We start from the raw sequence: 13,869 nt of genomic DNA, 5'->3' as shown, positions 1-13,869 counted from the left end.
GTCAAGCCGCCGAAGGTTCTACTTTTGAAATGTCTGCTTGACGGGGAAGCTTACGAAGATACCAGTCTGCTGCAAAGAGCCAGCAGGAATAATCTATGGGGTCCCCATACAAGCGAGCTTTTCGTCGTTGTTCCTCGCGCTTTAGCGTGTTCCAGGTGCGCATCGGGACCCGGGGATTTTTCACCGCTGCAACAAGGTCCGGATTAAGGAGAAGTTGCGGGTGGTAGTAGAACTCGTGTTTAACCCAGTCCTCCAGATGACTGGCTGCCTCGATACTGCGAAGTAGGGCTTGACTGGCGGCGTCCAGATAGTTCGGGCCGTTTTGGGGCTTGCCCATTCTGGCGCGCATCAGCATCTGCAGTTCAGTTCTCATTCCTGCGCGTCCAAGAAGTCAGCCCACCGCTGCATAGCGTCGCGCCGCTCCTCGTCGAAGCGCGTCCGGTCGTAGGCCTGTGCAACCTCACCCTTCTTGGCGTGGGCAAGCTGGGCTTCGAGCACGTCCGGATCGATGCCCAAGCGTTCCCGCGCCACGGTGCGGAGCATGCCGCGGAATCCATGCGTCGCGTGGGTGCCCCGCAATCCTTGGGCCCGAAGCGCCGCACTCAGGGTGTCCCGGTTGAGGTGGGGCGTTTTCTGGCGGGCCTGTGCCGGAAATACAAAGGTCTGTCGCCCCGACAGCGGCTCGAGTGCCCGCAGTAGCGCCACTGCCTGCCGGGGCAGAGGGACAATGTGGGCATGCCGCGTCTTCATCCGTTCTGCCGGGACCAGCCACTCGCCGGACTCGAGGTCGAGCTCCTCCCAGGGCACCGAGGCGACGACACCCGGCCGCATAGCGGTGTACATGGACAGTTCCAGCGCAGCGCGAACGACGGGGTTGGGATAGGTGCGTATCGCCTGGACGACCGCGCGGACTTCTTTGAGTGATGTTGCCGCGGGGATGTGGCCCTTGGCTTCGCGCGTTCGCGCTTGAGGTCGGAACAGGATCCGTTGTCCGTCGTTGCGCAGGCCGTCGTGGATGGCATCCTCCACGATGCCGGCCAAGTGCTGACGCGCCTTGCGGCCCAGGGCCGGAGCCTTGGCAATGACGGCGTCGATCGCAGCGTTGGCCTCGCGTGAGCCAAGCGTTGCGACTGATGTCTTGCGCAGGGCGGGGGTCAGGTAGGCCTCAACGATGTACTTGGCCTTGCGGTAGGTCTCCGGTGCCCAGTTGGAGCGTTTCTTGGCCAGCCAAGCGGCGGCAGCGGCCGGAAAATTCGCCTCGCTGATTCTGCGGGCTTCGAGCTTGCGTTCGCGGGCGTGTGCAACCGGGTCAATGCCTTGGCGCAGGAGCTCGCGCGCGGCATCGCGGGCTTTGCGGGCGGCGGCCAGCGATACCTCTGGTAGGGCTCCCAGTGCCATCCGGTTTTCGCGACCATCGGGGCGGGTGTACTTGAGGCGCCAGCGCAGTGAGCCTGCCGCGGTCCGCACCAGATACAGGCCTTGGCCGTCGTACAGCGGGTAGTCGCCAGGCTTGGCGTTGCGGATGTGCACGGCGGTGAGCGGTGTAGCTCGGCGGGGCATGGATCCTCCGCGCGGCCAGGTTCGGGTCCCTGTAAATTCGGGTTGGCCGTGTATCCCTAAACGTATCCCTACGTGGCTTGGGATGCAATGGTGGACATGGGAAGCCCTGAAACGACGAAACCCGCCATCTAGGCGGGTTTCGGGGATTTTCGAGAAAACGTGGAAACTCTCGAAACTTGCTATTGGTGCCCAGGAGAGGACTCGAACCTCCACGGTTTTACCCGCTAGTACCTGAAACTAGTGCGTCTACCAATTCCGCCACCTGGGCCGGTGGTGAGCCGCGCATTCTCCAGAGATGCGCCGGGACTGTCAACAGTTATTTGTGGCTGCGCATGCGGTTCACGCCGGGCCTGTAACATCGCGGGATGAGCAAACCTCCCAGCAAGCGCGGCCCCGGCCGCGGCAAGGGGGCCGGCACCGCAAAGGTCGCCGGCACGTCCAGTGGATCGCCGACCAAGGGGGCCGGCAAAAGTGCCGGCAAGCGGCCGGGATGGCTGCCCGAACCACCGTCGAGCGGGGCAGGCCCGCGCCCGCCGCGGCCGGCTTCGGCGCCGGCCGCCGACCCGCATGCGCACCGCGAGGCGCAGCGCTACGAGCATCCCATCGCCAGCCGCGAAATGATCCTGCAGGTGCTGGCGGCCAATGACGGGCCGATGGACGACACCGAGCTGGCGCACAAGCTGGCGCTGACCGCGCCGGACCGCTTCGAGGCGCTGCAGAAGCGACTGGGCGCGATGCTGCGCGCCGGCCAGTTGCTGCAGAACCGGCGCGGCGGTTACGTGCCGGCGGCGCAGGCCGAGCTGATCGCCGGCAGCGTGATCGCCAACCCGGACGGTTTCGGCTTCCTGCGGCCGGAGAAGGGCGGTGACGACCTGTTCCTGCCGCCCTACGAGATGCGCAAGGTCAGCCACGGCGACCGCGTGCTGGTCAGCATCACCGGTATGGATCGGCGCGGACGCGGCGAAGCGACGATCGTGGAAGTGCTGGAGCGTCGCCTGAGCCGATTGCTGGGCCGCTATGTCGAGGAACTCGGCATCGCCTACGTGGTGCCCGACGACAAGCGCATCCAGCGCAACCTGTTGATCCCACAGGACGCGCGCAACGGCGCGAAGGCGGGGCAGCTGGTGGTCGCCGAGATCACCACCCCGCAGGACGCGCACCGTCCGCCGATCGGCAAGGTGCTGGCGGTGCTGGGCGACAAGCTCACTGCCTCGCAGGCGGTGGAGGCGGCGATCCACGGCCATGACATTCCGCACGTATTTCCGCCGGAGGTGCTGGCGCAGGCGACGGCGGTGCCGCTGGAGGTGCAGGCCGACGAGATCCGCACGCGCGTGGACCTGCGCAAGCTGCCGCTGGTCACCATCGACGGCGAGGACGCCAAGGACTTCGACGACGCCGTGTGGTGCGAGCCGAACAAGGACGGCTTCCGCCTGATCGTCGCGATTGCCGATGTCTCGCATTACGTGCGCCCCGGCGCGCCGCTGGACGACGAGGCGCAGCTGCGCGCGACTTCGGTGTATTTCCCCGGCTTCGTGGTGCCGATGCTGCCGGAGACGTTGAGCAACGGCATCTGCTCGCTGAATCCGAAAACCGACCGGCTGTGCTTCTGCTGCGACATGCAGGTGGGGCGCGACGGCATCGTGACCTCGTCCGAGTTCTACGAAGCGGTGATGCATTCGCATGCGCGACTGACCTATACCGACGTGTGGAACGCGGTGGGCGAGGGCATTCCCGAGGACGACCACGACGCGGCGCTGGCCAAGATCGGCCCGCTGCTGCCGCAGATCCAGCGCCTGCACCAGCTCTACAAGGTGCTGGACAAGGCGCGCGCCAAGCGCGGCGCCATCGAGTTCGAGAGCAGCGAAGTCCGCTTCCTGCTGGACGCCAAGGGCGCGGTGTCCCAGGCGGGCATGCTCCAGCGCAACGACGCCCACAAGCTGATCGAGGAGTGCATGATCGCGGCCAACGTGCAGGCCGCGCTGCACCTGCTGGAGGCGCGCATCCCCGCCCCCTACCGCGACCACGACAAGCCGCCGGAATCGAAGTACGCGGACCTGGAGGAGTTCCTCAAGGAGTTCGCACTGCGCCTGCCGCCGTGGAGCAAGGTGAAGCCGAAGGACTTCCGCAACCTGCTGGAGAAGATCCGCGAGCGGCCCGACGCCGCTCTACTGGAGTCGGTGATCCTGCGCAGCCAGTCGCTGGCCGTGTACGCGCCGGACAACATCGGCCACTTCGGCCTGGCGCTGGAGGCCTACGCGCACTTCACCTCGCCGATCCGCCGCTACCCCGACCTGCTGGTGCACCGCGCGCTCAAGCACGCGCTGCGCGGCGCCAAGCCGGAGGCCTACGACTATTCCCCGCACGACATGGCGGCGCTGTCGCTGCAGTGCTCCGAGCGTTCGCGCCGCGCCGACGAAGCCCAGCGCGAGGTCGACGAGCGCTATCGTGCGGCGTGGATGGAAAGCCACGTGGGCAAGGAGTTCGACGGCACCATCAGCGGTGTGACCAGCTTCGGCCTGTTCGTGGAGCTGGACGAGTCCAAGGTCAACGGGCTGGTCCACGTCACCCAGCTGCCGCGCGATTTCTACCACTTCGACGCGGTGCGCAAGACCCTGACCGGCGAGCGCCGCGGCCGCGCATTCCGGCTCGGCGACCGCGTCCGCATCGTGGTGCTGAAGGCCAGCGTGGAAGAGCGCAAGATCGACTTCCGCCTGGCCGAGGACGACGCCGGCCTGCCGCCGGTGCCGGAGCGGGGCAAGCCGGCGAAGCGGCAGAAGCGGAAGTACTGACTTGATTGGGAGCGCGTCGTGACCGCCGCCATGTTCGCAGCGCTGCTTCTGATGGCACAGCCTGTCTCCGGAGGATCTGCGGGTTCCGGTCAGGCTGTCTCACTGCTTACGTCACGTCCCGCTCAATGCGTTTCGGTTTCCGGTTCCGCTGGACTTATGGTTGTTCTGGATCGGAATGATGTGGAGGACATGGCAACTCCACCACGTTCACGCTGGACGACGGAGGCAGAGCGGTTGCGGCTGGTGCGGTTTCACCAGGCTCAGGAGCTCATCGCCGCAGTATCCAGTGGAAAAAACTCTCTGGGTTGCGATGTGGCCGGGAATATCGGCGGGGGCGTGTATGCCATGCTCGCGCTGATCCGAGAGGGGAAAGGGCGAGTCTGGAAGTCGGCAACGAATGCCTTCCTGCCCTCGGTGACAGTGTCGGCACACAATATCGATTGCAGCAGGGGCCCGGCCGGCCATTACACGCTGGTGGAGCCCGGTGGCAAGGCCTTCTTCCTGATTCCCGCCTGCGTCGTCTAGACGATGTCACCTCTGCAGGCGTTGCGTCAGCCTCCCCGCATGCAGGCAAAATAGCCGCATGAGCAAACCCTCCCAATGGATCGTCGGCATCAACGCGGTGGCTTCCGCGCTGGAGCACGACGCCGAACACGTGCGCGAAGTGCTGCTGGAAGCCGGCGGCAAGAACCCGCGCATCATCGAGATCGAGCAGCAGGCGCGGCGCAAGGACATCGACGTGCGGCGGGTCGCCCAGCAGGCGCTGGATGGCGTGGCTGGCGGCGTGCGCCACCAGGGCGCGGCGGCGCGCTATGCGGCGGCGAAGACCTGGGATGAGCACGAGCTGCCGGCATTGATCGAAGCCGCAGAAGGCAAGGCGCTGTTGCTGGTGCTGGACGGCGTGCAGGACCCCCACAACCTCGGCGCCTGCCTGCGCAGCGCGGCGGCGGCGGGCGCGACCGCGGTGGTGATTCCCAAGGACAAGGCGGTGCAGGTCAATGCCACCGTGCGCAAGACCTCGGCCGGCGCGGCCGACACCCTGCCGATCTTCAGCGTGACCAACCTGTCGCGCACGCTGCGCGATCTGCAGAAGGCCGGCGTGTGGATCTACGGGCTGGCCGGCGAAGCGGACGCGTCGCTGTACGCCATCGATCTCAAGGGCAACGTGGCGCTGGTGATGGGCAGCGAGGGCGAAGGCCTGCGCCGGCTCACCCGCGACAACTGCGATGCGCTGGTGAAGATCCCGATGCCGGGCGGCTTCGAGAGCCTCAACGTCTCGGTGGCCAGCGGCGTGGCGCTGTTCGAGGCCGTGCGGCAGCGGCAATCCTAGGCGGAGGACCCGGCCATGGCGCTGGAACTGGCGTGGTACGACGGGGTGGGGCTGCTGGGCACCGCGATGGTGCTGGTGGCGTTCGCGCTGCTGCAGGCGGGCCGGCTGTCCGGTACCGGGCTGGTCTATCAGCTGCTCAACCTGCTGGGCGCGGTCTGCCTGCTGCTGTCGCTGTTCGGCGGCTTCAACGTGTCGGTGTTCGCGCTGCAGCTGGCCTGGTGCGCGGTGAGCCTGTACGGGATCGCGCGTTCGCTGCGGGCGCGGTCGAAGGCCGCCGCCTAGCGGCTCTCGGAGGTCATGCGCGGGTCACCCGCGGTGTCGCGGGCGTGCCACACTGCCCGCCAGAACAGGAAGCAGGGACGACCCTGCCGCTCATCGCATCCGGGGACGGCCCCAGCACCATGGTGGAGGCGCGCGTGAACTGGAGCATTCTCATCCTGGCCGGACTGTTCGAGATCGGCTGGGCGATCGGCCTGAAGTACACCGAAGGCTTCACCCGCCTGTGGCCCACGCTGGGCACGCTGGTGTCGATGGCGATCAGCCTGGGCCTGCTGGGGGTGGCGATGAAGACGCTGCCGGTGGGCACCGCCTACGCGGTGTGGGTGGGCGTGGGCGCAGTCGGCACCGCGATCCTCGGCATCGTGCTGCTCGGCGAGCCGGCGAATGCCGGGCGCATGGTCAGCCTGGCGCTGATCGTCGCCGGCATCGTCGGCCTGAAGCTGGCCTCGGCCTGATCAGGCCGGCGGCAGGCGCGACCAGCCGTTGGCGATGATGCAGAACAGCCGGGCGGTCTGCTCGGTGTCGTAGATCGCCGAATGCGCTTCGTTCGGATCCCAGCCGATCCCGGCGGCCATCGCCGCGCGCGCCAGCACGGTCTGGCCGTAGGCCAGGCCGGCCATCGTCACCGTGTCGAACACGCTGAACGGATGGAACGGGTTGCGCTTGTGCTGCACGCGGTTGACCGCGGCATTGAGGAAGTTGAGATCGAAGTGGGCGTTGTGGCCCACCAGGATCGCGCGCTGGCAGCCGTGCTTCTTCACCGCCGCGCGCACCGGCGCGAACACCTTGTCCAGGCCTTCGCGCTCCGGCAGTTCGCCGCGCAGCGGGTGGCCGATCTTGATGCCGGTGACTTCCAGCGACTTCGGGTCGATGGCGGTGCCCGGCGCCGGGGCGATATGCGCGTGCGCGACCTCGCCCGGCACGTAGTTGCCGGCCGCGTCCAGTTCGATCGGGATCGCCGCGATCTCCAGCAGCGCGTGCGTGTTCCAGTCGAAGCCGCCGGTCTCCACGTCCACCACCACCGGCAGGTAGCCGCGGAAGCGCTCGGCCATCGCCGCGAAGGCGGGTGCGTCTTGCGTATCGGTCATCGGCAAAGCCTAGCAGAGCGGCCCGCCGGCCCTGCCGCTTTCAGCGCGCGGGCGGCGCGGCACCCGGCAGCACGCCCTCGGTGCGCAGCCGTTCCAGCATCGGCAGTGCTTCGCCGAGGAACACGTCGAAATCGGGATGGCCGGCTTCCTCCGCCAGCTGGCGCAACAGCGCCCGGCCGCTGCGTCCTTCGTTGGCGGCAACCAGCCCCAGCAAGCGATACAGCAGCGGGGAGAGCAGGGAGAAGTGGACGCGGCCTCCGCGGTCGCGGCGCAGCAGCACCAGCGTGGGGGCGGGCGGCGGTTCGGCGGGCTGGCAGTCCGGGCCGAGCCGGTGCACCGGCCAGCGGTAGGCCAGCGGCCACGCCAGTGGCGACAGCAGCGGCACGCCGTCGAGCAGGTCGCCACCGGGATCGTGCGCAGGCAGCGTGGCGTCGCTGAGCTGCAGGCCCAGCTCGGCCCACTCGTAATGCGCCAGCTCGGCCAACCACGGACGCGTGTCGTCATCGTCCGCTTCGAGGAAGGCGACGAGCTCCAGTCCCAGCCGGGTGAACAGTGGCGTCTCGCTGCGATGGTGGGCGAGGAAACGCCGCAGCAGTGCTTGCCAGCCGGTATCGCCCAGGGTCCTGCGGATCACCGGGAAGGTGCCGGCCAGCAGGCCGTCGAGGTTGTTGAAGACCAGCTCGCGATAGACCGCCAGCCGCCGGTCCTCGATGCCGGGCGGGCCGGCGTGCGTGGCCGCATCGCGTACGTGCGCGGCCAGCGCGTGCAGCTGGTCGTGCAGTGCGCTCACGGCGCTTCCGCCTGCAGCGCGCGGATGCGCTCCACCTCGTCCAGCAGCACCGGCAGCGGCGGGAAGTTGAAGTCGCGTTCCAGCAGGGTCGGGCGTACGCCGTGGGTGGCGTAGGCGAAGCCGAGCAGCGCCCACACGTCGTCCTTCACCGCCGTGCCGTGGGTGTCGATCTTGAGGTCATCGGCCTCGTCGAAGTGGCCGGCGACGTGGTAGCTGGCGATGCGCTGCGTCGGCATCGCCGCGATGAAGGCGCGCGCGTCGTAACCGTGGTTGATCGCGTTGACGTAGACATTGTTGACGTCCAGCAGCAGGTCGCAGCCGGCTTCGGCCAGTACCGCCTGGATGAAGGCGGTTTCCGCAAGCTGGCGGAAGGGCGCGGCGTAGTAGCTGACGTTCTCCACCGCGATGCGCCGGCCCAATGCGTCCTGCACCTGGCGGATGCGCGCGGCGACGTGCATCACCGCTTCGTCGGTGAACGGCAGCGGCAGCAGGTCGTAGAGATGGCCGCCGGCAGCGCAGTAGCTCAGATGCTCGCTGTAGAGCGCGACGCGGTGGCGATCGAGGAAGTCGCGGGTCTGGCGCAGGAGCGCATGGTCCAGCGGGTCCGGCCCGCCCAGCGACAGCGACAGGCCGTGGCAGCTCAGCGGATGCCGCGCCGACAGCGTTTCCAGCTGCTCGCCGAGCGCGCCGCCGACCCCGATCCAGTTGTCCGGCGCGCATTCCAGAAAATCGAAGGCGCCCGCAGGCGCCCCGATCAATTCGTCCAGCAGCGCGCGGCGCAGGCCCAGGCCGGCACTGCGCGGGGGCAGGGCCTCAGCCACGGCTCACATGCTGCCGCCGCACTTGCCCTCGCCGCATTTGCCTTCCCCGCACTTGCCTTCGCCGGCGGCCTTGCCGTCCTTCTTCATGGCGGCGTGGTGCGCATCCATTTCGGCCTGGCTGATGAAGCCGTCGCCGTCGGTGTCGATCTTGGGGAACATCGTGTCCTTGCCGCCGTGGGCGGCAGCGAATTCGGCGCGCGAGATGCGGCCGTCCTTGTCGGTGTCCTTCTGCGCCATGCCGCAGCTGCCTTCGGTGGCCTTGGCGGGCTTGGTGGCGCCCATCATCCCGGCGCCGCACTTGCCTTCACCGCACTTGCCCTCGCTGGCGGCGGCCTTAGGCGGGTCCTGCAGGTAGCCGTGGGCCATCGCGTCCATCGAGAACAGCGGGCCGGCGAGCGCGCCGGTGGCGACGGCGGCGCCGATCACCAGCGCCAGGGGATTGCGGGACTGCGACATGGTCGACTCCTTGCGCGAACGCGCCTGATGGTGGGGCGATCCTACCGCCTGCCGGTCGCAGCGGCCAGTCGCCGACCGCATGCCGTTGGCGGTCGGCTCAGGCGGTTGCCGTGCTGCTTTCGTCGCGCTTGTCGCGCTGCGGCAGCAGTTCCTCGCCGTGGATCAGGAACCAGACGTTCTCGGCGATGTTGGTGGCGTGGTCGCCGATCCGTTCCAGGTTCTTGGCCATGAACAGCAGGTGCGTGCACGGGGTGATCGCGCGCGCGTCCTCCATCATGTAGGTCAGCAGTTCGCGGAACAGGCCGGTGTAGAGGGTGTCCAGCTCGGCGTCGCGTGCGCGCACGCGCAGGGCCGCCTCGCCGTCGCGCAGGCGGTAGGCTTCGAGCACATCGCGCAGCTGTTGCGCGGCCAGCTTGCCCAGCGTGCCGAGTCCGCGGATGTGCGGCAGCGGCGGCGCGAGGTTCAGCACCAGCGAGCGCTTGGCGATGTTGGCCGCGTAGTCGCCGATGCGCTCGATGTCGGAGGCCACGCGCAGGGCGGCGAGGATGATGCGCAGGTCGGTGGCCATCGGGCCACGGCGGATCAGGTGGATCACGTCGTGGTTGATCTGCTGTTCCAGCGCGTCGATGGCTTCGTCGTTGGCGACCACCCGTTCGGCGGCGCTGGCGTCGCGCCGCTCGATCACTTCGAGCGCGGCCTCCAGCTGGGACACGGCCATCAGGCCCATGTGGATCAGCCCGTCCAGCAGGGCGCGCTGCTCGTCGTCGTAACTCTTGACGATGTGGTTGTGCTGCTCGTTCATCAGCCGAACCTCCCGGTGATGTAATCCTCGGTCTGCTGCTTGCCGGGGTTGGAGAAGATCTGCCCGGTCGCGCCGTGTTCGACCAGGTCGCCCAGGTACATGAAGGCGGTGTAGTCGGAGACGCGCGCGGCCTGCTGCATGTTGTGGGTCACGATCATGATGGTGAAATCCTGCTTCAGCTCCTCCACCAGTTGCTCGATGCGGCCGGTGGAGATCGGGTCCAGTGCCGAAGTCGGTTCGTCCAGCAGCAGCACGTCGGGCTTCAGCGCCACCGCGCGGGCGATGCACAACCGCTGCTGCTGGCCGCCGGAGAGGCCCAGCCCACTTTCCTTCAGCTTGTCCTTGACCTCGTCCCACAGCGCGGCCTGGCGCAGCGCCTGCTCGACGCGTACGTCCAGTTCGGCCTTGCCCAGGCGCTCGTGGTGGCGGATGCCGTAGGCCACGTTCTCGTGGATGGTCATCGGGAACGGGACCGGCTTCTGGAACACCATGCCCACCCGGCTGCGCAGGCGGTTCATCGGGTACTTCGGGTCGAGGATGTTCTCCCCGTCCAGCAGCACCTCGCCTTCGGCACGCAGCTTGGGGTAGAGCGCATAGATTCGGTTGAACACCCGCAGCAGGGTGGACTTGCCGCAGCCGGACGGGCCGATCAGCGCGGTGACCCGCTTCTCGGGGATGTCGAGGTTGATGTTCCGCACCGCCAGGGACTTGTCGTACCAGAAGTTCAGCCCGCGGGCGGACAGCTTCACCGGCGGCGACTGGGGCAGGGCGGCAGCGTGCGGCGCATGCATGGCGGCTTGGGCGTAATTCATCGGAATGGTCCGGAGGTCAGTCATGGGCGGCGCGCTTGCGCAGGAGGATGAAGCGGGCCAGCAGGCTGGTGGCCAGCACGAACAGGGTGACCAGCAGCGCGCCGGCCCAGGCCAGCTGCTCCCAGTTCTCGAAGCCCGAGCCGGCGAACTTGTACATGGTCAGCGGCACCGCGCTCATCGCGCCGCCGATGTCGAGGCTGAAGAACTCGTTGCCGAACGCGGTGAACAGCAGCGGCGCGGTTTCGCCGCTGATCCGCGCCAGCGCCAGCAGCACGCCGGTGACGATGCCGGGCAGGGCGCTGCGATAGAGCACCTGCAGGGTGACCTTCCACTGCGGCACGCCCAGCGACAGCGCGGCTTCGCGCATCTGCACCGGCACCAGCCGCAGCATCTCGTCGGTGGTGCGCACCACCACCGGCAGCACGATGAAGGCCAGCGCCAGCGCGCCGGCGAAGGCGGAGAAATTGCCGCCGGTGTTCATCACGAACGCCGCGTACACGAACAGGCCCAGCACGATGGAGGGGGCCGACAGCAGGATGTCGTTGACGAAGCGCACCGCGGTGCCGAGCCTGCGGTGGCCGCCGACCTCCGCCAGCCAGGTGCCGGCGGCGATGCCCAGCGGGGTGCCGATGGCCACGCCCATGCCGCACATCAGCAGGCTGCCCACGATGGCGTTGCGCAGGCCGCCGGCCTCCATCGGCGGCGGCTGGTCTTGGGTGAACAGCGCCAGGTCCAGGTGCGCCAGGCCCTTCGCCAGCAGGGTCCACAGGATCCAGCCCAGGAAGGCCAGGCCGAACAGCGCGGCCGCGCAGGCCAGGCCGATGGCCACGGCGTTCTTGATGCGGCGATTGCGGTATAGCGAGGCGGACGGGGCGTTCACCGGTTGCCCTCCTTGCGCGCCAGGTTCGCCAGCATCAGCCGGGCCAGCGCCAGCACGATGAAGGTGACGATGAACAGCACGAAGCCGAGCAGCAGCAGGGCGGCGCGATAGGTCTCGGTGGCCTCGCCGAAATCGTTGGCGATCAGCGCGGCGATGGTGGTCGACGGCTCCAGCAGCGACGCCGTGAACGACACGCTGTTGCCGATCACGAAGGCCACCGCCATGGTTTCGCCCAGCGCGCGGCCCAGGCCGAGGAACACGCCGCCGATCACCGCCGAGCGGGTGTAGGGCAGGACGATGTCCCAGCTCACTTCCCACTTGGTCGCGCCGAGCGCGTAGGCCGACTCCTTCAGGCGCGCCGGGACGGTGAGGAACACCTCGCGCATGGTCGAGGAGATGAACGGGATCACCATGATCGACAGCACCAGGCCGGAGGTCAGCATGCCGGCGCCGATCGGCGGGCCCTGGAACAGCGGGCCGATCACCGGCAGCGGGCCCAGGTGCGCGTCCATCCACGGGATCAGGTGCTCGCGCATCACCGGCATCAGCACGAAGAAACCCCACATGCCGTAGATGATCGAAGGGATGCCGGCCAGCAGTTCGATGGCGGTGCCCACCGGCGTGCGCAGCCAGCGCGGCGCCACCTCGGTGAGGAAGAAGGCAATGCCGAAGCTCACCGGCACCGCGATCACCATCGCGATCAGCGCGGTGACCAGCGTGCCGTAGATGGGCACAAGCGCGCCGTACTTGTTCTCCACCGGGTTCCAGTCGGTGGAGAAGAAGAATCCCAGTCCCTCGTGCGAGAGCACGCTGCGCCCGCCCCACAGCATCGAGAGGGCGGCGCCGGCCAGGCTGAACAGGACGAAGACCGCGGTGGCGGTCAGCAGCCAGCGGAACCAGCGGTCGTGGCGCGCATCGGTCGCATCACGGCGGCTGGCGATCGGAAGGTCGGTGGTGGTGGCGCTCATTCGGTCTGCTCGTCAGGCCCGTGGGGCGGGCACTGGTGGGATCGGGCCTGCGGCCCGGCGGTGTCAGGCGGGCTGCCCGGCCCAGTACGCCTTGATCTGGCGCACCAGTTCCGGCGGCAGCGGCACGTAGTCCAGCGCGGCTGCCTGCGCGCCACCGTTGGCCCAGGCCCAGCGGAAGAACTCGCGCGCGGCCTCGGCCGACGCGGGGTCGCGCGGTTGCCGGCGCATCAGGATGAAATTGGTGGCGGCGATCGGCCAGGCGTCGGCGCCGGGCGCGTCGGTGATGACCAGCGCGAAGTCGCGCGCATTCTTCCAGTCGGCACTGGCGGCGGCCGCCGCGAAGCTCGCCGCGCCGGGCTGCACCCAGTTGCCGGCGGCATTGCGCATCGCGGTGTAGGCCATGTCGTTCTGCAGCGCGTAGGACAGTTCGACGTAGCCGATCGCCCCCTTCAGCTGCTTGACGTAGGAGGCCACGCCCTCGTTGCCCTTGCCGCCCACGCTGGTGGCGATCCAGTTGACGTTGGTGCCCTCGCCGACCTGCGCCTTCCAGTCCGCGCTGGCCTTGGAGAGGTAGTTGGTGAAGTTGAAGGTGGTGCCGGAGCCGTCGGAGCGGCGGACCACGTTGATCTTGTCGGCCGGCAGCGCCAGGCCCGGGTTGGTCGCGGCGATGGCCGGGTCGTTCCAGCGGGTCACCTTGCCCAGATAGATGTCCGCCAGCAGCGGACCGGTCAGGCGCAGCTTGCCCGCTTCGATGCCGGGCAGGTTGACCACCGGCACCACCCCGCCGATCACCGAGGGGAACTGCACCAGCCCGTCCTTCACCAGCTCGTCGGTGGGCAGCGGCTTGTCGGACGAGCCGAAATCCACCGTGCCGGCCTTGATCTGGGCGATGCCGCCGCCGGAGCCGATCGACTGGTAGTTGATGCGCTTTCCATTCAGCTTGGCGTAGTCGGACGACCACTTCGAGAACAGCGGATACACGAAGCTGGCGCCGGCGCCGGTGACGACGTCGGTAACCCGGTCGGCCTGCGCGGCATCGGTGCCGCCGCGGTCACTGCCGCCGGAGCACGCGGCCAGGCCGGTGGCCAAGGTCAGGCAGAGGGCGGTGAGGCGGAAGGCGGAGCGGAGCATGGCGTATCTCGAGGGCTGTGGCCGGGTGCGCACATCAAACGATGTTTTTGTGACAGGCCGATGACCATCGCAGGCGTTTTGTCATGGTTCGCGCCTGGAGACGGCCAAAAAAAAGGTTCATCTCCCAACTCCGGGGAATGCGGCGCGGATCTTGAGGAAGAAG

General features: G+C 68.2%; 16 protein-coding genes and 1 tRNA gene. 5 read left to right on the top strand and 12 right to left on the bottom strand.

Annotated features, from left to right (window positions below; genetic code table 11):
* Window position 1: 1 nt before the first annotated feature.
* From SPK54_RS13250 to SPK54_RS13240, 3 genes are all read right to left on the bottom strand, one after another.
* The gene (locus SPK54_RS13250; protein ID WP_330948356.1) at window positions 2-373 is read right to left on the bottom strand and encodes a hypothetical protein; all 372 of its coding nucleotides are present in this window, start codon (window positions 371-373) and stop codon (window positions 2-4) included.
* Window positions 370-1,530 (bottom strand): integrase arm-type DNA-binding domain-containing protein, encoded by a 1,161-nt coding sequence (locus SPK54_RS13245; RefSeq protein WP_330948355.1) that lies wholly within the window; start codon window positions 1,528-1,530, stop codon window positions 370-372. The genes SPK54_RS13250 and SPK54_RS13245 overlap by 4 nt, the downstream gene beginning before the upstream one ends.
* A 213-nt stretch (window positions 1,531-1,743) precedes the next feature.
* Window positions 1,744-1,828: transfer RNA gene (locus SPK54_RS13240), tRNA-Leu, on the bottom strand.
* A 97-nt stretch (window positions 1,829-1,925) separates the two neighbouring features.
* Here SPK54_RS13240 and rnr point away from each other — a divergent pair.
* The 5 genes from rnr to sugE all read left to right on the top strand — a co-directional run bounded on the left by rnr (window position 1,926) and on the right by sugE (window position 6,413).
* The gene (gene rnr / locus SPK54_RS13235; RefSeq protein ID WP_330948354.1) at window positions 1,926-4,349 is read left to right on the top strand and encodes a ribonuclease R; all 2,424 of its coding nucleotides are present in this window, start codon (window positions 1,926-1,928) and stop codon (window positions 4,347-4,349) included.
* An 18-nt stretch (window positions 4,350-4,367) separates the two neighbouring features.
* Window positions 4,368-4,874 (top strand): hypothetical protein, encoded by a 507-nt coding sequence (locus SPK54_RS13230; RefSeq protein ID WP_330948353.1) that lies wholly within the window; start codon window positions 4,368-4,370, stop codon window positions 4,872-4,874.
* Between the two features lie 58 nt (window positions 4,875-4,932).
* Entirely contained in the window at window positions 4,933-5,679 is a 747-nt protein-coding gene (rlmB, locus tag SPK54_RS13225; protein ID WP_330948352.1) for a 23S rRNA (guanosine(2251)-2'-O)-methyltransferase RlmB, read from the top strand.
* Between the two features lie 15 nt (window positions 5,680-5,694).
* A complete protein-coding gene (locus SPK54_RS13220; RefSeq protein WP_330948351.1) occupies window positions 5,695-5,961 on the top strand; it encodes a hypothetical protein in 267 nt (88 codons plus the stop codon).
* A 134-nt stretch (window positions 5,962-6,095) separates the two neighbouring features.
* Entirely contained in the window at window positions 6,096-6,413 is a 318-nt protein-coding gene (gene sugE, locus SPK54_RS13215) for a quaternary ammonium compound efflux SMR transporter SugE (RefSeq protein WP_330948350.1), read from the top strand.
* Here sugE and rnt read toward each other — a convergent pair whose 3' ends face one another.
* The 9 genes from rnt to pstS form a co-directional block, all read right to left on the bottom strand.
* On the bottom strand, window positions 6,414-7,046 hold the full coding sequence (gene rnt, locus SPK54_RS13210; RefSeq protein ID WP_330948349.1) for a ribonuclease T: 633 nt from the start codon (window positions 7,044-7,046) through the stop codon (window positions 6,414-6,416).
* Between the two features lie 40 nt (window positions 7,047-7,086).
* On the bottom strand, window positions 7,087-7,836 hold the full coding sequence (locus tag SPK54_RS13205; protein WP_330948348.1) for a putative DNA-binding domain-containing protein: 750 nt from the start codon (window positions 7,834-7,836) through the stop codon (window positions 7,087-7,089).
* The gene (locus SPK54_RS13200; protein ID WP_330948347.1) at window positions 7,833-8,657 is read right to left on the bottom strand and encodes a DUF692 domain-containing protein; all 825 of its coding nucleotides are present in this window, start codon (window positions 8,655-8,657) and stop codon (window positions 7,833-7,835) included. Before SPK54_RS13200 ends, SPK54_RS13205 begins: the two co-directional genes overlap by 4 nt.
* Before the next feature lie 3 nt (window positions 8,658-8,660).
* A complete protein-coding gene (locus SPK54_RS13195) occupies window positions 8,661-9,113 on the bottom strand; it encodes an EF-hand domain-containing protein (protein ID WP_330948346.1) in 453 nt (150 codons plus the stop codon).
* A 97-nt stretch (window positions 9,114-9,210) separates the two neighbouring features.
* Complete coding sequence (gene phoU / locus SPK54_RS13190; protein ID WP_330948345.1) at window positions 9,211-9,915, bottom strand: phosphate signaling complex protein PhoU; 705 nt, start codon at window positions 9,913-9,915, stop codon at window positions 9,211-9,213.
* Complete coding sequence (gene pstB, locus SPK54_RS13185) at window positions 9,915-10,751, bottom strand: phosphate ABC transporter ATP-binding protein PstB (RefSeq protein ID WP_330948344.1); 837 nt, start codon at window positions 10,749-10,751, stop codon at window positions 9,915-9,917. The genes phoU and pstB overlap by 1 nt, the downstream gene beginning before the upstream one ends.
* A complete protein-coding gene (gene pstA, locus SPK54_RS13180) occupies window positions 10,744-11,607 on the bottom strand; it encodes a phosphate ABC transporter permease PstA (protein WP_330948343.1) in 864 nt (287 codons plus the stop codon). The genes pstB and pstA overlap by 8 nt, the downstream gene beginning before the upstream one ends.
* Window positions 11,604-12,575, bottom strand: a complete 972-nt coding sequence (pstC, locus tag SPK54_RS13175) for a phosphate ABC transporter permease subunit PstC (protein ID WP_330948342.1) — start codon at window positions 12,573-12,575, stop codon at window positions 11,604-11,606. Before pstC ends, pstA begins: the two co-directional genes overlap by 4 nt.
* A 63-nt stretch (window positions 12,576-12,638) precedes the next feature.
* Window positions 12,639-13,706: a phosphate ABC transporter substrate-binding protein PstS gene (pstS, locus tag SPK54_RS13170; RefSeq protein ID WP_330948341.1), complete on the bottom strand. Its 1,068-nt coding sequence runs from the start codon at window positions 13,704-13,706 to the stop codon at window positions 12,639-12,641.
* Between the last annotated feature and the right edge of the window lie 163 nt (window positions 13,707-13,869).

The organism is Thermomonas sp. LB-4 (genome assembly GCF_036409385.1).
GTDB lineage: Bacteria > Pseudomonadota > Gammaproteobacteria > Xanthomonadales > Xanthomonadaceae > Thermomonas.
This window is presented reverse-complemented; position numbering and strand designations above follow the sequence as displayed.

Bases quoted from the DNA above. Each gene is read 5' to 3' on its own strand.
- SPK54_RS13250 (WP_330948356.1), bottom strand. From the start codon at position 373: ATGAGAACTGAACTGCAGATGCTGATGCGCGCCAGAATGGGCAAGCCC.
- rnr (WP_330948354.1), top strand. From the start codon at position 1,926: ATGAGCAAACCTCCCAGCAAGCGCGGCCCCGGCCGCGGCAAGGGGGCC.
- rlmB (WP_330948352.1), top strand. From the start codon at position 4,933: ATGAGCAAACCCTCCCAATGGATCGTCGGCATCAACGCGGTGGCTTCC.
- SPK54_RS13220 (WP_330948351.1), top strand. From the start codon at position 5,695: ATGGCGCTGGAACTGGCGTGGTACGACGGGGTGGGGCTGCTGGGCACC.
- rnt (WP_330948349.1), bottom strand. From the start codon at position 7,046: ATGACCGATACGCAAGACGCACCCGCCTTCGCGGCGATGGCCGAGCGC.
- SPK54_RS13195 (WP_330948346.1), bottom strand. From the start codon at position 9,113: ATGTCGCAGTCCCGCAATCCCCTGGCGCTGGTGATCGGCGCCGCCGTC.
- phoU (WP_330948345.1), bottom strand. From the start codon at position 9,915: ATGAACGAGCAGCACAACCACATCGTCAAGAGTTACGACGACGAGCAG.
- pstB (WP_330948344.1), bottom strand. From the start codon at position 10,751: ATGACTGACCTCCGGACCATTCCGATGAATTACGCCCAAGCCGCCATG.
- pstC (WP_330948342.1), bottom strand. From the start codon at position 12,575: ATGAGCGCCACCACCACCGACCTTCCGATCGCCAGCCGCCGTGATGCG.
- pstS (WP_330948341.1), bottom strand. From the start codon at position 13,706: ATGCTCCGCTCCGCCTTCCGCCTCACCGCCCTCTGCCTGACCTTGGCC.